Source organism: Actinomycetota bacterium (genome assembly GCA_019347675.1).
Lineage (GTDB): Bacteria > Actinomycetota > Nitriliruptoria > Nitriliruptorales > JAHWKO01 > JAHWKW01.
In genome coordinates, this window is sequence record JAHWKW010000008.1 from 53,293 (window position 1) to 71,550 (window position 18,258).

At 71.1% G+C, this 18,258-nt stretch carries 18 protein-coding genes; 4 read left to right on the forward strand and 14 right to left on the reverse strand.

All coding sequences use genetic code 11. The features are described 5' to 3' along the window. Positions 1-67: 67 nt before the first annotated feature. The 7 genes from KY462_06805 to KY462_06835 form a co-directional block, all read right to left on the reverse strand. A complete protein-coding gene (locus KY462_06805) occupies positions 68-1,351 on the reverse strand; it encodes a sugar ABC transporter substrate-binding protein (GenBank protein ID MBW3577436.1) in 1,284 nt (427 codons plus the stop codon). Continuing rightward, entirely contained in the window at positions 1,351-2,370 is a 1,020-nt protein-coding gene (locus tag KY462_06810; GenBank protein ID MBW3577437.1) for an ATPase, read from the reverse strand. Before KY462_06810 ends, KY462_06805 begins: the two co-directional genes overlap by 1 nt. A gap of 67 nt (positions 2,371-2,437) precedes the next feature. Beyond that, positions 2,438-3,910: an FAD-binding protein gene (locus KY462_06815; protein MBW3577438.1), complete on the reverse strand. Its 1,473-nt coding sequence runs from the start codon at positions 3,908-3,910 to the stop codon at positions 2,438-2,440. A 26-nt stretch (positions 3,911-3,936) separates the two neighbouring features. Next, complete coding sequence (locus tag KY462_06820) at positions 3,937-4,308, reverse strand: DUF2905 domain-containing protein (protein MBW3577439.1); 372 nt, start codon at positions 4,306-4,308, stop codon at positions 3,937-3,939. Further along, positions 4,220-4,864 carry an acyltransferase gene (locus tag KY462_06825; GenBank protein MBW3577440.1) on the reverse strand — a complete coding sequence of 215 codons (645 nt, stop codon included), beginning with the start codon at positions 4,862-4,864 and terminating at the stop codon, positions 4,220-4,222. The genes KY462_06820 and KY462_06825 overlap by 89 nt, the downstream gene beginning before the upstream one ends. 270 nt (positions 4,865-5,134) lie before the next feature. Continuing rightward, positions 5,135-6,091: a class I SAM-dependent methyltransferase gene (locus tag KY462_06830; GenBank protein MBW3577441.1), complete on the reverse strand. Its 957-nt coding sequence runs from the start codon at positions 6,089-6,091 to the stop codon at positions 5,135-5,137. A gap of 31 nt (positions 6,092-6,122) precedes the next feature. Further along, positions 6,123-6,908, reverse strand: a complete 786-nt coding sequence (locus KY462_06835; protein ID MBW3577442.1) for an enoyl-CoA hydratase/isomerase family protein — start codon at positions 6,906-6,908, stop codon at positions 6,123-6,125. Positions 6,909-7,082: 174 nt separating this feature from the next. Here KY462_06835 and KY462_06840 point away from each other — a divergent pair, with 174 nt between their 5' ends. After that, complete coding sequence (locus KY462_06840; GenBank protein MBW3577443.1) at positions 7,083-8,474, forward strand: GNAT family N-acetyltransferase; 1,392 nt, start codon at positions 7,083-7,085, stop codon at positions 8,472-8,474. Here the strand turns inward: KY462_06840 and KY462_06845 are convergent. The 4 genes from KY462_06845 to KY462_06860 form a co-directional block, all read right to left on the reverse strand. After that, complete coding sequence (locus KY462_06845; protein ID MBW3577444.1) at positions 8,471-9,289, reverse strand: NAD(P)H-binding protein; 819 nt, start codon at positions 9,287-9,289, stop codon at positions 8,471-8,473. The genes KY462_06840 and KY462_06845 overlap by 4 nt on opposite strands. A gap of 2 nt (positions 9,290-9,291) precedes the next feature. Beyond that, complete coding sequence (locus KY462_06850; protein ID MBW3577445.1) at positions 9,292-10,161, reverse strand: class I SAM-dependent methyltransferase; 870 nt, start codon at positions 10,159-10,161, stop codon at positions 9,292-9,294. A 2-nt stretch (positions 10,162-10,163) separates the two neighbouring features. After that, positions 10,164-11,834 (reverse strand): methylmalonyl-CoA mutase, encoded by a 1,671-nt coding sequence (locus tag KY462_06855; protein MBW3577446.1) that lies wholly within the window; start codon positions 11,832-11,834, stop codon positions 10,164-10,166. Positions 11,835-11,915: 81 nt separating this feature from the next. Continuing rightward, entirely contained in the window at positions 11,916-12,113 is a 198-nt protein-coding gene (locus KY462_06860; protein ID MBW3577447.1) for a hypothetical protein, read from the reverse strand. A gap of 182 nt (positions 12,114-12,295) precedes the next feature. Between KY462_06860 and KY462_06865 the strand changes: the two genes are divergently transcribed. Next, positions 12,296-13,717: an amino acid decarboxylase gene (locus KY462_06865; GenBank protein MBW3577448.1), complete on the forward strand. Its 1,422-nt coding sequence runs from the start codon at positions 12,296-12,298 to the stop codon at positions 13,715-13,717. Positions 13,718-13,741: 24 nt separating this feature from the next. On the opposite strand, the gene KY462_06870 is transcribed toward KY462_06865, so the two are convergent. From KY462_06870 to KY462_06880, 3 genes are read right to left on the reverse strand one after another with little or no spacing between them, the layout of a single operon-like run. After that, the gene (locus KY462_06870; protein ID MBW3577449.1) at positions 13,742-14,761 is read right to left on the reverse strand and encodes an MBL fold metallo-hydrolase; all 1,020 of its coding nucleotides are present in this window, start codon (positions 14,759-14,761) and stop codon (positions 13,742-13,744) included. Positions 14,762-14,812: 51 nt separating this feature from the next. After that, positions 14,813-15,796: a methylmalonyl Co-A mutase-associated GTPase MeaB gene (gene meaB / locus KY462_06875; protein ID MBW3577450.1), complete on the reverse strand. Its 984-nt coding sequence runs from the start codon at positions 15,794-15,796 to the stop codon at positions 14,813-14,815. A 3-nt stretch (positions 15,797-15,799) separates the two neighbouring features. Continuing rightward, entirely contained in the window at positions 15,800-17,014 is a 1,215-nt protein-coding gene (locus KY462_06880; protein MBW3577451.1) for an acetyl-CoA C-acetyltransferase, read from the reverse strand. Between the two features lie 144 nt (positions 17,015-17,158). Between KY462_06880 and mce the strand changes: the two genes are divergently transcribed. Together mce and KY462_06890 are read left to right on the forward strand one after the other, a co-directional pair. Continuing rightward, positions 17,159-17,590 carry a methylmalonyl-CoA epimerase gene (gene mce, locus KY462_06885; protein ID MBW3577452.1) on the forward strand — a complete coding sequence of 144 codons (432 nt, stop codon included), beginning with the start codon at positions 17,159-17,161 and terminating at the stop codon, positions 17,588-17,590. Further along, positions 17,587-18,246, forward strand: a complete 660-nt coding sequence (locus tag KY462_06890; GenBank protein MBW3577453.1) for a glycosyltransferase — start codon at positions 17,587-17,589, stop codon at positions 18,244-18,246. Before mce ends, KY462_06890 begins: the two co-directional genes overlap by 4 nt. Positions 18,247-18,258: the final 12 nt, after the last annotated feature.

Consider the following 18,258-nt stretch of genomic DNA (forward strand, 5'->3'; position numbering starts at 1 on the left):
GCCCGCCGGGCCGCCGCAGACGTGGGTCTTGCGTCGGGGTCTGTGCCGGTGCCGACACGGACGTTCCTCAGCCGGCGAAGGCCTCGTTCATGCGGTCCGCGACCTCGTTGAGGGCCTCCTCGACGGTGCGCTCACCTCCAAGGATCTGCTCCATCGCGGTGACGAAGACGCCTTCACCCTCGAGCGTGCCCCACGCGCCCGACGCCGGGTAGGTGCGGGAGTGGTCGCGCAGCTGCTCGGCGAAGGGACTGTACAACGGGTCGTCGAGCAGCCCGGAAGCCTCGATCCCGCTCTCGGTCCCCGGAAGGAAACCGAGTTCCGTCGCGAACTCCGCGACCCGTTCCTCCTCCAGCATGTGGCTGATGAACTGCTGGGCGAGGTCGGGGTTGTCGCTGCCCTCGAAGACGACGAAGTGGCTGCCTCCGGCGAACGCGGCGCGGTTGCCGGCCGGCCCTTCGGGGGTCAGGACCGCCTCGACCTTGCCCTCGAGGTCCGGGGCGCTGGCGAGGATGGCGGACAGATCCCACCCCCCGCCGATCATCATCGCGAAGTCGCCGGCCGCGAAGGCCTCGCGCAGGTCGGCGGAGTTCCACCCCAGCGCGCCTTCCGGAGCCCAGCCACGCTCGAACAGGTCCGCGTAGGTGGTCCAGGCCTCGACCGCCTCGGGCGAGTTGATCCTCGACTCCCATGTGCCGTCTGTCTCGACGGCGATCTCACCGCCCCACTGCCAGATCATCGGCAGGTACAGGTGCGTGTACCCGCCGATCACCCCGAACGGGAAGAGGTCGGTCTGTTCGTCGATCACCTCGCCGGCCCGGACGAGTTCGTCCCAGGTCTGTGGCGGCTCCAACCCGAGATCCTCGAAGACGTCGGATCGGTAGATCAGCGCACGCGCACCTGCGTACCACGGGGCGCCCAGCGTCTCACCCTCGATCGTCCCGCTCTCGACGAGGCTCTCGACGAAGTCCTGCTCGCCGGTCTGTACGGCAGCCAGTGCGCCCATCTCGCCGAACTCCGGCGTCCAGGTGGTACCCATCTCGGCGACGTCCGGCGTGCGGTCACCGGCGATCGACGTGACGAACTGGTCGTGCGCTGCCGGCCAGGGGACGAACTGCAGGTCCACGGTGGCGCCGGTGTCTTGCTGGAAGGCTTCGACCTGGTCGCGGACGATGTTCTCGACCGCCTCCGTGCCCGGCTGCATGATCCAGACCTCGATGCTCCCAGCAGCGGCGTCGCCCTCTCGACCGTCAGGCAGCTGATCGGTGTCCGTCCCCGGCTCGGTGCCGCCACAGGCGGCGAACACCAGCAACAGAGCGGCGATCGCCGCCAGCTTGGGTCGTGTTCGTTCCATCATTCCTCTCCCGTCTGGGACACTGCATGCGTCCCGGTTGGTTCGTTCGTCGGTCGTCTCCCCACTCCGTGACGGTGGAGGAGGAGACGTTCGTGGCAGGTGCGGTCATCGCGCGCGAGCAGAGCCGCGCCGTCGAGCGGATCTCCCTGTGGCGGGGTGACAGCGGCTGTGGGTGCGAGCCGTGCGAGCTGTTCCCGGAAGGGATCGACGAGCAGATCGCGGTTGGAGAAAAGGCCGCCGGCCCACGACACCGCTACAGACCAGGAGGCGGCATCCGATCGCGGTGTGCGCGCCCCGAGCCGTTCGACGGCCGCAGCCGCGCTCCGGGCGAGATCTTCGGCGGCGTGCGTCCAGATCCTCTGTGCGATCTCGTCGCCGGCACGGGCCGCAACCGCCACCGCGTCGCTGAAGCTGGCGACGAGGCGTGCAGGGTTGGTCTCCCCGTGGATACGGGCAGGCAGGTTCTGCAGCGGCCCGAACCGATCCTCGGCGAGCTCGACGAGCACGGTGGGCGCGCCGCGACCATCGCGGCGGGCGAGCGCAGCAGCGAGCCCGGAGCGCCCGATACGGAAGCCGCTGCCGGCGTCCCCCAGCAGGTAGCCCCAACCGTCGACGTGCACCGGCTCGCCGGCGGGGGAGACACCGAGCGTGGCCGCGCCCGTCCCTGCGAGCACGACGACGCCGGGGCGCCCGCCGAGCGCCCCCGCGTGAGCGATCGTCACGTCACTGGCAACGACCGATCTCGCCTGCCCGTGCAGCTCGCCGAGGACCTCGCCGACCCTGTCACGCGTCCTCGACGCCTGGCGCACGCCGGTCAGGCCGAGCGCCGCGCCCTGAACCGGCGGAGGACCCAGACGCTCGGTGAGCCGCCGGAGCGTGTCGACGACCGCCTGCTCACCGTCCAGATCGATGACCGTCACCTCCGTCGCCTCCGTCACGACCTCCCCTGGCGTGCCGTCGACCACGACCACACCGCGGCAGCTCGTCCTGCCGAAGTCGTACGCGACCACAGCGGTCATCGCGAACTCGGCGGCCAGCTGCCGCCCCGACGGCAAGTCGTCACCGACCCCCAGGCTGGCGATGCGATCATGCGTCGCCGCCCTGGTGGAGTCGTACGGGCGGCCGCGGACCTCGCCTCTCGACGGTCACCTTCCCCGGGTTCAGGATGCTCCCCGGGTCGAAGGCATCCTTGACCCAACCGTGCACGTCAACGCCGGTCTGGCCCAACTCGCGCGCCAGGTGAGCGCGCTTGAGGACACCCACACCGTGCTCGCCGGTCACCGTGCCTCCGAGGCGCAGCGCGAGCTCGACGATGTCGTCGAACGCCGCACGAGCCGCTGCCACCCCGGAGACATCGTCGCGGTCGAACACGATCGTCGGATGCATGTTGCCGTCCCCCGCATGCCCGAACGTGCCGATGACCACCCCGCGCGCGGCGGAGATCTGCTCGATGCCGGCCAAGAGGTCCGGGACGCGTGCCGGCGGGACCGCGACGTCGTCGAGGAGCGTCGCACCCTGCCGTTCGAGCGCCTCGTACGCGAACCTGCGGGCTGCCATCAGTTCGTCGGCCTCGTCCCGGTCCGACGACCTGGCGACGAACACGGCCCCAGCACCGCGACAGCACCGTTCGATCGTCTCCAACTCTTCTCCCGCCTCCGCGCCTGCGACGTCGGATTGGGCAACCAGCAGGGCGCCCGTATCCGGGCCGAACCCCATCCGCTTCCACTCGTCGATCGCCTGGATGGTCGTGCGGTCGAGCACCTCGAGCAGTGCGGGCACCGTCCTGCGCATGATCCGGGCGATGGCGTCGCCACATGACGCGAGGGCTCCGAACGTCGCCACGAGCGTGGCGGGAGGGGGACGGCGCGGGCGGAGACGGAGCGTCGCCTGCGTGATGATGCCGAGGGTCCCCTCCGAACCGACGAAGAGCGCGACGACGTCGTAGCCGGCGACGCCTTTGACCGTCCTCCGTCCGAAGCGGGCGACGCGGGCGTCGGCGAGGACGACCTCCAGGCCGAGAACGAAGTCGCCGGTCACGCCGTACTTCACGCAGCAGAGTCCGCCGGCGTTCGTCGCGAGGTTCCCGCCGATCGTGGAGAACTCCCGGCTCGCCGGATCTGGCGGGTACCACAGCCCGTGAGCGGCCACCGCCGCCGCCAGCGCGGAGTTCAGCACTCCCGGTTCGACGACGGCCAAGAGGTTGTCGGGGTCGATCTCGACGATGCGGTCCATCCGCATCAGCGACACGATGATGCATCCGTCTATCGCGTTCGCCGCCCCGGACAGGCCCGAGCCGGCGCCCCGTGGCACCACCGGCGTACCCGACTCGGCGGCGATCCGCACGACCGTCGCCACCTCCTCAGCGTCGCGTGGCAGGACGACACAGGCGGGATCGCCGGCCTCGGTGAGCCCCGCCCGATCGCGCCGATAAGAGCCGAGGACGTCCCGGTCGGAGATGACCGCGTCTGCGGGCAGGACGACGCGGAGATCGTCCACGACGGTCACTGCAACCTCCCGGGCTCCACGCGACCGTAGCTGCTGTGAGTTCCTGACCCCCATCCGAGGTGTGCCAGACCGGGGTCACGTCACAGGAAGAACCGGCCGAAGATCGTGAAGAGCAGGCTCAGCACCACCGAGATCAGCAGCATCGACACGATCGGGATGTAGACCCGTGTGTGTTCCCCTTCGATGCGGATGTCTCCCGGGAGGCGACCGAACCAGGACAAGGCGCCGGACCAGATCAGCACGCCAACGATGACCGCCCCCACCCCCAGGGCGATCACCAGGATTCCGACCGGCCGGTTCACCTGACCGATGCTACGGGCGGGCCGCTGTCGGGCGTGCCGTCGTCGGACGCGCCCGCTCCGGTCACAGCTGCTCAGGTCGTTCGCCGGGTGGCGCCTCGAGCGGGTCGCCGGGGATCGGCCGACCGGAACGCAGCAGACCCAGCGCCTCATCCGGTGGCATGCCGGGCGGTAGCCGGGATCGCACCACCCGCACCGGAACCCCCACCGCCAGCGAGAACGGCGGGACGTCGTGGTTGACCAGGCAGTGGCTGGCGATCACCGAGCCGTCACCGACGTCGACGCCGCGAAGGACCGAAGCCTTCTCCCCGATCCACACGTCACGACCGATGCGGACGGGGGCCTTGACGATGCCTTGGTCCTTGATCGGGACGTCGAGGCGATCGAAGCGGTGGTCGAAGTCAACGACGTACACCCAGTCGGCGATGATGCTGGCGCCGCCGATCTCGATATCGAGGTACGCGTTGACGACGTTGTCACGGCCCATGACCACCTTCTCGCCGAGCGTGAGCTGCCCTTCGTGGGCGCGGAGCTTGTTGTCGTTCCCGATCCAGCACCACGGACCGATCACGAGCCGGCCGTGTCCGGGGCGGGCGTACAGCTCCACCCGCCGACCGGTGAACACCAGACCCTGGAACTCCACGCCGGGGCTGCGGAGTCGGTGCCACAGGTAACGACGGAACAGCTGGCGGTACTGGGCGGTGTACATGCGTCGATGCACCGCGAACCGGATGGCCTGGCGCCATCCCCAACGGGGATAGCGCAGCCGCGGTGGTGGCCGCAACCGCAGGGCGTCAGGCAGGTCCAGCTCGGCTGCGAGGTCGGAGGCCAGCAACGCGACGCGGCGAGTGCTCTCCCGCGCGACCGCTGCGGCGACCGCCAGGTCGACGTGGTGACGTAGCGCCTCGTCGACGACGTCCTGGTCGACGTGCGCTGCGACAGCGTGCGGCTCGCTCATGGTGAAGTCGCCCTGGAGCCCTCAGGCTTTCCGTGCGTGGAGGATGACGTTGTAGAACAGGTCACGCGGCACGACCCGCGACAGCAGCCGTTCGTCGAACGTTTGCAGGCGGAGGAACGTGCGGTAGGCCCAGTGGGCCCAGCGCGACCCGAGCTTGCCGGGGGCCGTGGACCCCTCGATCGTGCGCACCGCCCAACCGAACCAGTTGGCGGTGAGATCCTCGGTGACCGTCCGGACGTCGACGAAGCCGGCGTCGTGGGCGATCTGCTCCACGTCACCGGGCGCGAAGGTGTGCAGGTCGACCTCCCACTCCAACGCGGACACGTCCGAGTCGCCGTCGAACTCACCGTGGTCCTCGCCGGTGTGACCGGACGGGCGGCGCCACGACCGCAGTGGCGGCAGGGCCGTGACCGTCCGGAACCCCAGGTAGGTTCCCCGCTTCACACGCCGAAGGATCCTGTCCCCCCACAGGCTGGGTTCGCCGGCGACCACCAGCGACCCTCCGGGCTTGAGGATCCGGTACGCCTCGCGGATGGCCGCCGCGGGATCGGGCAGGTGGTGCAGGAACGCGTGGCCGATCACCAGGTCGAAGCGCTCGTCGGCGTAGGGCAGTGCTTCGGCGTCCCCGTGCGCCGCCACGACCTGCAGGCCGTGCTCTGCGGCGTTGCGGACGCACTCGGCCAGCATCCCCTGCGAGATGTCGGTGACGTGCACGTCGCGCCCGACGATCCCGGCCTGCCACAGGTTGATCACGAAGAACCCTGTCCCCGCGCCGACCTCCAGGACGTGGTCGAACCGCCCGCCGTCGGGGATGGCCTTGCGGAATCGCTCACGGGAGTAGGAGATGCAGCGCTCGTCGTAGGAGATGGAGAACTTCGCGTCGTAGTTCCGCGCCTCCCAGTCGTGGTAGAGGGACTGCTTGTCCTTGATGCTCATCTGGGAGACGTCCCGGCGGGTGCCGGTCCGGTTGACGGCCATGGTCCCTCCACGTTGCCTGTTGCCTGTCGCACTACCGTCCGGTGAACTCGCCCTTCCCCGGCCCCTGCTCGATGAAGCTGCGCACGCCGATCCGCGCATCTTCGCTGGCGAAGCACTGCGCGAACAGTGACGACTCGAGCCGCAGGCCCTCCTCGAGCGGCATCTCGACGCCGTCGCTGATCGCCTGTTTGGCCAGCCGCAACGCGTAGGGGCCGGCGGCGAACCCGGCCGCCGCCGCCACCGCCGCGTCGTAGAGCTCGCCGGCGGGGTACACCCGGTCGACCAGCCCCCAACGCTCCGCCTGCTGCGCGGACAGACTGCGTCCGGAGTAGATCAGGTCCTTGGCCCGCGACAGGCCGATCAGACGCGGTAGACGCTGGGTCGCGCCGGCGCCGGGGATCAACCCGAGCATGATCTCCGGTTGGCCCAGCGTGGCGTCGTCGGCGGCGTACCGGAAGTCGCATGCCATCGCCAGCTCGCACCCGCCACCCAGGGCGTAGCCGTGCACCGCGGCGATCGTCACCTTCGGCAGCTGCTCCACCGCGGCGAGGCTGTCGCGCAGCAGCGGCCCCAGCTCGTCTCGGGCGGTGCGGACGTCCAGGCCGGGGAACTCCTTGACGTCGGCCCCGGCCGCGAAGACGTTCGGGCCACCCCACACCACCACCGCTGCGACGTCGTCGCGGTCACGGGCTTCCCCGGCTGCCTCGGCGAGCTCCCGCCAGACCTGCCGGCTCAGCGCGTTCATCTTGGGGCGGTCCAGGCGGATGATCCCCACCCGACGCGCTGCGTCGACCTCGAGCGTCACGTAGTCACCCACGACGAACCGATCGTCTCCGGCGGCGAGCGAGGCGTCGCGCGCCGGTCCGCGGTGCGTGCTGCCCCGACCGGTCGCGCTGTTGCAGCACGAGTTGAATCGAGCGTCGATCCGCCTGGCGTAGCCTCTCGTGCAAACGTGCCGAGGAGTGTAGAGGAGCGGTCGGGTGCACGAGCCGTGAACCGCGAGACCCTCCTGGCCCTCGCGGGCGGGTTCGGCGCCGGGTTCCTCGCCGGTTTGTTCGGCATCGGCGGCGGTGTGCTGCTGGTCCCGGTGCTGGTGCTGCTGCTGCACCGCCCGCAACACGTCGCGCATGCCACGTCGCTGCTTGCGATCGTGATCCCCGCCGCGGTCGGTGCCACCCGGTTCGCGTTCGACGGGGCAGTGGCCTGGTTGGGGGCCGCGACCGTGGCGGTCGGGGCGGTGGCTGGGGTCCAGGGCGGGGCGTGGCTGATGCCACGCGTCCGGGAGCGACGGCTGCGGTGGCTGTTCGCGGGGTTGCTCGCGGTGATGGCGGTCCGGCTGCTGGTGTTCGGCTCGTCCGAACCGGCCGGCGGGGGCGCTGTGGTGGACGTCGCTTGGTCGTCGCTCGCCGCGCACCTCGTCCTGGGCTTGGTCACCGGCGTTGTGTCGGCCCTGCTGGGCATCGGCGGCGGTGCGATCATCGTGCCGGCGCTGGTGATCCTGTTCGGGTACGGCCAGCACCTGGCCGAGGGCACGTCGTTGGCGATCATCCTGCCGACCGCGGCACTCGGTGCGGTCACCCACGCCCGTCGCGGCTACACCGATTGGCGCGCGGGACTCCAGCTGGGCATCGGCGGGATGATCGGCGCGCTGCTCGGCGCGGAGCTCGCCCTGGCGCTCCCGGCACCGGTGCTGTCGCGAGCGTTCGCCGTGCTGCTGGCAGTGGTCACGGTCCTGCTCGTCCGTGAGGCTCGGTCGGAGTCGGAGGACGACGAGCAGCGCCCAGACGCGGAGGGCGACGCGGCCGACCGGGTGTCTGTCCGCCCGCTCAGCCCGGAGCTGACGGATGCGTGGCTGGGCTTCCTCGACCGTGAGGCGTTCCCGGATGGACACCCGTGGGCGGGTTCCTACTGCGCCTACGACACCTTCCCGGGGCCGGCCGACGAGTTCGATCCGAGCGACGCCGCCCGCAACCGCGCCCGCATGCAGCGACTGGCCGAGGTCGGCCTGGTCCGGGGATGGGTGGCGTTCGACCGCGGCCGCGCGGTCGGGTGGTGCCACGCCACGTCGCGCGTCGAGCTGCCACACCTCAAGGTCCCGGCGCCGCTGCCCGCGCGCACGCAACGAACCGCGGTCGTCGCGTGCCTCGTGGTGGCGCGCGACGGACCCGGGCGGGGCGTCGCGCACCGGCTCCTCGACGCTGCCGTCGACGCGTTCGAGCGTCAGGGGTTCAACACGGTGGAGGCGTACCCGCCGCGATCCGACGACTCACCCGAGCGGCTGTACCGGGGCGATCTGGTGTTCTACGAAGACGCCGGCTTCGACGTGGTCGTGGAGCTCGACGACCACTACGTCGTGCACAGGCCTCTCGGCGACAGCGACTAGGGCGGAGGCGAGGTCGTCGCCAGCGGGGAGCGCGGTGTGATGCCGGCGAGCGCCCACGCGTCGCTGACGTCAGGCGCGGAGGTCCACGGCCCGCCGAGCGCCTCCTGGAGCGTCTCGTTCCCGCCGGAACGCAGCCGCGTCGCCGTGCGGGCCGCCAACGACAGCGGGGTTATGCCGACCCGACGCAGGTAGTCGCCCAGCGGGACCACCTCCGGCCCGTCGGCGGCCACGACGATGTGGCGGTCGCCGACCAGGTCGCGACGTTCGTCCAGCGCGGCCAGCAGGTCCACCAGGTCCTCGACCGCCACCGGTGCGACGGCGTTGTCCAGGGCGGAACGGCCCAGCGGCGTCCGGACCAACGTCGCGCGCAGCTCCCCGGTGTCGACCAGCGACGGCCGCACGATGACGCTCGGGAAGTCCACTGCCTCGACGACCGCCTCGGCCTCGCCGGCCACCGTGCGGACCCGGTCCGGCGCGTTGGGATCGGGCCCCGGCAGCGACACGGCGATGAGCCGTCGGACGCCGGCCCCGACCGCGGCAGCGACCACCGTGGCGGTCTCCTCCAACAGCTGCTCGGGGATGTCGACGTCGAGGCGGACAGCGAAGTGGACCACGGTGTGGACCTGCTCCATGGCGGTCTCGAGGTGGCCCTCGTCGAGCAGGGATCCGGAGGCGCAGACGGCGCCGGCCTGGCGCAGCAGCGCCAGCGGGGCGTCGGGGCCACAGTACGCACGCACTTCCCCGCCGGTCGCGGCGATGCGGTGCACGAGCGCCTGCCCGACGGCGGTTTCCGCGGCCGTGATCAGGACCGGCACGGTCAGCCTCCTTGACGCGCGAGGATGGAGAACGTCTGTGGGACGCGGCACTGGAGCTGGTCGGGCACGTTGGGGAATGCGTCCCAGTAAGCCTGGGGGTGCTCTCCGAGGTGGACGATGCGCATTCCCGCGGCGGTGATGGCCGCGAACAGGTCCGCGAAGGTCCACAGCCGATCGTGGGCCACCAGCGCCTCGTCAGCGGGGATTCCCAGGTGGTCGACGAAGCTCTGCGAGAAGCCGTACCCGGCAGACGAGCCGTGGAAGTAGTCGACGCCGCTGTAGGCCAGGTGGTCGGCGTCGGCGTCGAACAGGTGGCTCGCCGGGTGGTCGTCGAACAGGCTCAGCCACCCGCCGGGGGCCAGCAGCCGGGCCACCACCCGCGCCCATCCGTCCAGGTCGTGCAGCCAACCGATGGCGCCCCGTCCGGTGTAGACCAGGTCCGCGCTGCCATCCAGCTCCCGCGGGGCGTCGAGCACGTCACAGCAGTGGAACCTCGCGGCGGCGGCGAGCGCCGCGGCCTTGCGGCGTGCGTTGCGGACGTGCGCCTCGGCGATGTCGATGCCGACGACCCGCCGGACCCCTTCGTTGAGCAGCGAGAGGGTGTCGCGCCCGGATGCGCACTGCAGGTGGACGGCGAACTTGCACCACTCGGTGAGCGGACCGGCGTGTTGGGTCAGAAGGTCCCGCTCGATGCGATGCACGGTGCTGGCGCCGCTTGCAAGCAACGCGATGTCGTCGTCGACCTGGTCGGTGTCGTGCGCTGCGGCTCGCTCCCAGCTGGCCTTGTTGGCGACGTGGCGACGGTGGATCTCCGCCGGGCTGGAGGCGGCGTCCTCCTCCCACCACTCCACGGGCACGGCGTCTGGATCCACGCCTACAGACGCGCAGGCTCGGTATAGGTGCCCCAGACGTCCTGCAGCGCCTTGGAGATCTCCCCCACCGTGCAGTCGACCCGGACAGCGTCCATGATCACCGGCACGAGGTTGTCGTCGGCCTGCGCTGCCGCCCGCAGCCGGTCCAGCGCGCCCGCGACCGACCCGTGGTCGCGGGCTGTGCGGACCTCGGCGACCCGCTGGCGCTGGGCCCGTTCGACCTCGTGAGAGATGCGCAGGATCTCCGACTCGTCGAGGTCGGTGGGGTCGGTGTAGGCGTTGACGCCGACCATCACGAAGTCACCCTTCTCCATCCGCTGCTGGAACACGAAGGCGGCGTCGGCGATCTCCGACATGAACCAGCCGTCGTCGATCCCGCGCAGGATGCCCTCCACCATCGACCCGTCCGGGCTGCTCTCCTCGATGCGGCGGAAGTACTCCTCGGCGCGGCGCTCGAGCTCATCGGTGAGCGCCTCGACGTACCATGAACCGCCCAGCGGATCGATGACGTTGGTCACGCCGGTCTCCTCGGCGAGGATCTGCTGGGTGCGCAACGCGACCTTGGCGGCGTGGTTGGACGGCAGCGCCATGACCTCGTCGAGCGCGTTGGTGTGCAACGACTGCGTGCCACCGAGGACGGCCGCCAGCGCCTCGATCGTGGTCCGCGTGATGTTGTTGTCGGGCTGCTGCGCGGCGAGCGACACGCCGGCCGTCTGGGTGTGGAACCGCATCAACATGGCGCGCTGATCACGTGCGCCGTAGCGCTCCTTCAGCCAGCGTGCCCAGATCCGCCGCGCCGCGCGGAACTTGGCGATCTCCTCGAAGAAGTCGATGTGGGCGTCGAAGAAGAAGCTGAACCGCGGGACGAACACGTCGACGTCGAGGCCGCGCTGCTGGCCGAGTTCGACGTACGCGAACCCGTCGGCGAGCGTGAACGCGAGTTCCTGCGCGGCGGTCGAGCCGGCCTCGCGGATGTGGTAGCCGGAGATCGACACCGGGTGGTACCGCGGCACCCGTTCGGTGCAGAACTCGATCAGGTCACCGATCAGCTTGAGGTGCGGTCGCGGGGGGAACAGCCACTCCTTCTGGGCGATGTACTCCTTGAGGATGTCGGTCTGCAGGGTCCCGCCCAGCTGATCGAGGGTCCAGCCTTGGCGCTCGGCGACGACGGCGTACATGCAGAACAGGGTCACCGCAGGGGCGTTGATGGTCATGGAGGTCGTGATCTCGCCCAGCGGCAGGCCGTCGAAGAGGCGCTCCATGTCGCGGACGCTGTCGATCGCGACCCCACAGTGGCCGACCTCGCCCAGCGCGCGCGGGTCGTCGGAGTCCAGCCCCATCAGGGTCGGCATGTCGAACGCGACGGACAACCCGTGCTGGCCGGCGTTGACGAGGTCGTGGTAGCGCCGGTTGGTCTGGGTGGCGTCGGCGAACCCTGCGAACTGGCGGATGGTCCATCTGCGTCCGCGGTACATCGAGGGGTACACGCCGCGGGTGTAGGGGTACAGGCCGGGATAGCCGATGCGGTCGGCGTCCAGCGTGACGTTGTGCGGGCCGTACACGGGCTCGAGCGGGACCCCCGAGATGGTCTGGAACGGTCCGTCACGTTCCGGGCTGGTGGCGTACCGTTCCCGCCAGCGTTCGTACAGCTCATGCCAGCGCGGCTCGGCCATGTGCCGGGTTCCTCTCGTCGCGAGGCCCGCTGGACCGCAACACCGCCAGTCTGCCACGCCGCCGCGGCCCCGCACATGCCGTCAGCTGCCCGTCTCGTCCTGATCCGGGTCGGGGGCCTGCGATCGCTGACTGAACGACGTGCCTCCCGCAGCGTCGGGGTCGTCCACGACCTCGTCGGGGTGGGTGTCGGGCGTGGTGCTCCGCCCGAGCTCCACGCCGCAGTTGTCGCAGTAGTGGGTGGCGGGGGGGTTGTCGTACCCGCAGTTGACGCAGATCACTCCGGACTCCTGGCCGTGTCGCCGCACGTGGTCTCTGACGGTAACCGCCACGTGGCGGGGTGCCAGGCGCCGGCTACGGTCCACCGTCGCGACGACAAGGCGATCGGTGCGGGGAGCAGTGGATGCCCGAACACGACCCCCAGCAGCAAGCCCGACAGCACGCCGCCCCCCTGCTGGGCGACATGCCGACCGACGAGCTGCGGCGGCACGGCCGCGCGGCGCTCGATTGGGTCGCCGACTACCTCGACCGGGTCGGTGACCTGCCCGTCCTGCCCCGCGTCGGCCCGGGCGACATCCGCCGCCGGCTGCCGTCGTCACCGCCGGTCCGCGGCGAGCCGGTGGAGGCGATCCTCGCCGACCTCGACCGGTTGCTGGACGGCGTCACCCACTGGAACCACCCACGTTTCTTCGCCTACTTCGCGATCACCGGATCGGGCCCCGGGATCCTGGCCGAGCTGGTGACCGCCGCACTGAACCTCAACCCGATGCTGTGGCGGACCGCCCCGGCCGCCACGGAACTCGAGCAGGTCGTCACCGACTGGCTCCGGCAGCTGCTGGGCCTGCCCAGCGCGTTCCGTGGCGTGATCTTCGACACCGCCTCGACGTCCACGCTGGTCGCGTTGGCCGCCGCACGCGAGCGGGAGCTGCCAGGCGTGCGTGAGACCGGCCTGGCGGGCGTGGCGGTGCGCGGCCGGGTGTACGCGTCCGGCGAGGTCAACGCGTCGGTGGAGAAGGCGCTGATCACGCTCGGCCTCGGTCGCGACGGGCTGCGCACCGTCGCGACCGACGCGGCGTTCCGGATGCAACCGGGAGCGTTGGCCGAGGCCATCGACGACGACGTCCGCGCCGGGTGGCTCCCGCTGGCGGTGGTGGCCACGGTCGGGACGACGTCGAGCACGAGCATCGACCCGCTGACGGCCGTGGCGGAGGTTTGCCGCCGGCACCGGGTGGGAGCCGACCCGATCTGGCTGCACGTCGACGGGGCGTACGGCGGCATCGCGGCGGTCGCCCCGGAGCTGCGCCACGTCCTCGACGGGGCGTCGCAGGCCGACTCGGTCGTCGTCAACCCGCACAAGTGGCTGTTCACCCCGATCGGCTGCAGCACCCTTTACGTTCGCGACGTGGGCGCGCTCAAGCGGGTGTTCAGCCTGGCGCCCGTGTACCTGCGCACCGACGACGGCGTCGAGGACTACACGGACTGGGGCTTCCAGCTCGGCCGGCGGTTCCGGGCACTGAAACTGTGGATGGTGCTGCGCTACTTCGGGGCCGACGGCTTGGCAGCGCGGATCCGCGAGCACGTCCGGCTGGCGCAGCTGGTCGCCGACTGGGTCGACCGCCACGACCGGTTCGAGCGGGTCGCGCCGGTGCCGTTGTCGACGGTGTGCCTGCGGGCGCGGTACGGGGTCGACCCGGTCGAGGAGGATCGCCGCAACGGGGCGCTCCTCGACGCGGTGAACGCCTCCGGCACTGCGTTCCTGTCTCACACACAGCTGCGCGGGCGCGCCGTCCTGCGCATCGCGATCGGGAACCTGCGTACCACCGAGGAGGACGTGCGCGCCACCTTGGAAGTCCTGGAGCGGGAAGCGGAACGGCTGGTCGGATGACGGCCGGCCGCTTCCGGGTCGGGTTCACGTGGGCGGCGACCACCGGGCCGGGCGGTCACCGACCCGCGACACAACTCCGCGTCGCTCGAGCAGGAGCAGGTGTGCGTGGACCTCGGCGACGGCCATGCGCCGCATGAAGCCCTCGATGCGGTCCCACGGGCGGGACCACGACAGGCGCTGTGCCATCTCCCAGGCGGTCTGGGCGCCGGCCGCGGCGATGTCGGTGATCTCGGCGAGGCGCTGCTCGTGGTGGCGGAGCAGCTCGTCGACGCGCGCCGCCAGGCCGTGGAAGCGCCACTCGTGCGCTGGCAACGCCAGGACGTCACCCTCGCCACGGACCCGTTCCAGCGAGCTGAGGTAGTCCCCCAGCGGGTCGGGGCCCGACTGCGGGTGGTAGGACACGTTGGGGGTGATGCGCGGCAGGACGTGATCGCCGGTGAACACGATCTGCAGCCGGTCCTCACGGAAGCACAGGTGGCCCGGCGAGTGGCCGGGGGTGTGGATCGCGGTGAGCTCCCAGCCCGGCAGCTCGACGCGGGCTCCGTCTTCGATCAGGATGTCGGGCTCGGCGAGCGCGACGAACGGGCGGACCTCGACGCTGGCGGTGGCCAGCACGCCGACCTCGTCGGAGGGGACGCCGGCCTCGACCAGGACGTCGCGGGTTGCCTCGACGAGGTCGTCGATGTGGACGTAGCGGTCGGCCAGCAGCGCGGCGTCGGCCGGGTGCAGGCCCACCCAGCACCCGGACGCGTCCCGGACCCGCCCGGCCAGCCCGTAGTGGTCGGGGTGCAGGTGGGTGACCAGGACCCCGGCCACGTCTGAGACGGTCGCCCCGACCCGGGCCAGGCCCGCGCCGAGCGCGTCCCACGCCTCGGTGGTGTCCCATCCGGCGTCGATCAGGACCAGGCCGTCACCGACCTGCAGCGCGTGGACCAGGACGTAGCGCAGCGGGTTGATCGGGATGGGGACCGGGATCACCCATACTCCCGCGGCGACCTCGTCGACCGGTGGCAGGGGGACGCTGCCCGCCTGTGCGCCCACCACGGTCCCTGTCGCCGCCGACCGTGCCGTTGTAGCACCGCGGTCGAGAAGCGGTCAGGCCTCCAACGCGTCGAGGAGCTGGTCGGCGGCCGCGTATGGGGTCAGGTCGCGCGCCGCGACCTTGTCCGCGAGCGTGTCGAGGAGGGGGTCGGTCGCGCCAGCGGCCGTCGCGATCCGTTCACGGACCTGTGCGACCGCGATCTCGCGGATGGTCTGGCGGGCCCGTTCGCGGCGCCGCACGTCGAGGATCCCGTGGTCGACGAGGTAGCGGTGGTGGCGTTCGAGGGCGCCGGCGAGCTCGGCGATCCCCTCTTCGCGGACCGCGACCGTGCGAACGATCGGGGGCATCCATCGGTGTTCGTCCGCGGCGTCGGTCGAGAGCTCGTGTCCGAGTTCGAGCATGCCGCGCAGCTCGGATTCGGTCCTGCCCGCCCCGCCGTGGTCGGCCTTGTTGATCACGAAGACGTCAGCGACCTCCAAGATGCCGGCCTTCGCCGCTTGGATGCTGTCGCCCATCCCCGGGGCGACGCACACCACGGTGGTGTCCGCGGTGGCGGCGACCTCGACCTCGGACTGGCCGACCCCGACCGTCTCGATGATCGCGACGTCGAAGCCGGCCGCGTCGAGGACCAGGACGGCCTGGGGGGTCGCGAACGCGATCCCGCCCAGGTGTCCGCGGGCCGCCATCGACCGGATGAACACCCCCGGATCGGCGTAGTGCGACTGCATCCGGACGCGGTCGCCGAGGAGCGCCCCGCCCGTGAACGGCGAGGACGGGTCGATGGCCACGACCGCCACCGTCTGCCCCCGCGACCGCAGCTCCGCGGCCAGGCTGTTGGTCAGGGTCGACTTGCCCACACCCGGCGACCCGGTGATCCCGATTACCCGTGCGTTCCCGGTCCGCGGGTGCAGCGCCTCGACCACGTCGCGCAGGACGTGCGGACCGCCGTCCTGAACCAGGGTCAGCAACCGGGCCAGGGCACGGCGTTCCCCCTTGTCAAGGCCCTCGACCAGGTCTGCGACGTCCGTCGAGGTCACCCGCTACGAGATGGCCGGGTCGTGACCGGTGGCTTCGACCACCAGCGCGTCCCCCTGTCCGCCGCCGCCGCACAGCGCTGCGACGCCGCGTCCACCGCCGCGGCGGGCCAGCTCAGCCAGCAGCGTGATCGTGATCCGGGCGCCGGTCGCGCCGATCGGGTGGCCCAGAGCGACCGCGCCGCCGTTGACGTTGACCCGGTCATCGTCGAGGCCGAGGTCACGGACGCACTGGATCGCGACCGCTGAGAACGCCTCGTTGATCTCGTACAGGTCGTAGGCGGCCGGGTCGTCGGCCAGCCGCTCGGAAACCGCCGCGATGGCCCGGCTGGGCTGGTTGTGCAGCGAGCTGTCGGGGCCAGCGACCGTCGCCCAGCCCTGCACCGTGCCCAGGGTGCTGAGGCCAAGCTCGTCGGCCTTGTCGCGTGATGTGAGGACAAGCGCCGCAGCACCGTCCGAGATCTGCGACGCGTTCCCGGCGGTGATCGTGCCCTGCTGACTGAAGGCGGGGCGCAGACCCGCCAGGCGCTCGGCGGTCGTGCCAGGTCGCATGCCCTCGTCCTGCTCGACGATCACGGCCTCCCCTCGGTTGCCGCGGCCCGCGGGGACCTGCACCGAGATAACCTCGTCGGCGAAGAAACCCTCCTTCCAGGCGGTCACGGCCCGCTCGTGCGACCGGGCGGCCCACTCGTCCTGCGCCTGGCGGTCGATCTGCAGCCGCGTGTTCACGTCGTCGCTGGCGGCCCCCATGCTGACGTGCTCGAAGGGGTCGGTCAGCCCGTCCCACATCATCGCATCGACCAGGGCCCCGTCACCCATGCGGTACCCGAAGCGGCCCTGGGGCAGCAGGTACGGGGCGTTGGTCATCGACTCCATCCCCCCGGCGACGACCACGTCGAAGTCACCGGCGCGGATCAGCCGGTCCGCGTCGGCGATGGCGGTCATCCCCGACAGGCACACTTTGTTGACCGTCACGGCCGGGGTGGTCATCGGCACGCCGGCTTCGACCGCGGCCTGCCGAGCCGTGATCTGTCCCTGGCCGGCCTGCAGCACGTGACCCATCACCACGTAGCCGACCTGTTCGGGGGCGACGCCGGCCTTGCGCAACGCCGCGTCGATCGCGATGGCACCGAGGTTCATCGCCGACAGTGGCGTGAGGCCACCGTTGAACCTGGCGATCGGGGTGCGGGCGTAGCCGACGATGACGGTTGGGTTGCTCACAGGCCGTTCTCCTGGCGTGGGTGCCGCGCCATCGTACGCGGGAGCGCACAGCGCCTCCCGCAAGCGGCCAGCTGGACGACCCGGCGGTTGGCGGACGTCGGCGGCGAGCCGGCAGGATGAGCGCGGGTCGATCGGAGGGTGCCTGTGGAGCTGACCCGCATCGAACAGGTTGCGTTCGCGGTCGACGATCTCGACGTCGCCATCGCGCTGTGGGAAGGGGTGTTCGGGGCGGAGCTGGAAGGTCGCGAGGTGATCGAAACGGACCTGGTGGAGGAGGCGATGCTCCGAGTGGGCGACGGCTACATCCAGCTGGTGGCGCCGACCAGCGAAGGTTCGACCGTTGCACGGTTCCTCGACCGCCACGGCCCCGGGATGCACCACGTCGCCTTCGCCGTCCCCTCCGTCGCCGACGCGCTGGCCGAGCTCAGAGACGCCGGGGTCCGTCTGATCGACACCGTCCCGCGCCGTGGCGGCGGGGGGCACACCGTCGCGTTCGTCCACCCGGCGAGCACAGGCGGCGTGCTCGTCGAGCTGGTCGAGGATGGGCAAGCCAGCGAGCAGCCGGCCACCTCGTGACCGTCAGCGCCACCGTCATCATCCCCGCGTACAACGAGGAGACGACGATCGGTGACGTGATCGACGCGGCGAAGTCCGCGGGACTCGTCGAGGAGGTCATCGTCGTCGACAACGGCTCGACGGACGCGACGGCCGAGGTGGCCCGCCGGCACGACGCTCGCGTCGTCACCGAGTCGCGCGCCGGAAAGGGACGCGCGATGGTCGCTGGTGTCGCCGCCACCGACGCCGACGTGATCTGCTTCCTCGACGCCGACCTGGTCGGTCTGCGTGCCGATCACGTCGACCGGCTGATCGGGGCGGTGTCGATCGGCGGGGCGGGCATGTCGCTGGGGCTGTTCGACCGCGGTCCGGTCGCGAACTGGTTCTTCCTGCACGTGCTCCCGAAGCTGACCGGCGAACGGGCCATGAAACGCGACCTGTTCGAGTCGCTGGAACCCGAGGACATCGTTGGGTACGAGGTCGAGGCGACGCTCAACTCGCGGGCGGTGCAAATGGGGCTCGACATCGACGCGTTCGTCCTCGACGGGATGTTCCACCGCACCAAGGAGCAGAAGGAGGCCACGCGTGCCCGCGGCTGGGCGAAGAAGATCGGGATGCTGGCCACCGCCATGGGGGCATACGTTGCGTACTGGACGGTGCGCCGCTACCGCAGCTAGAGACGCAGGTGG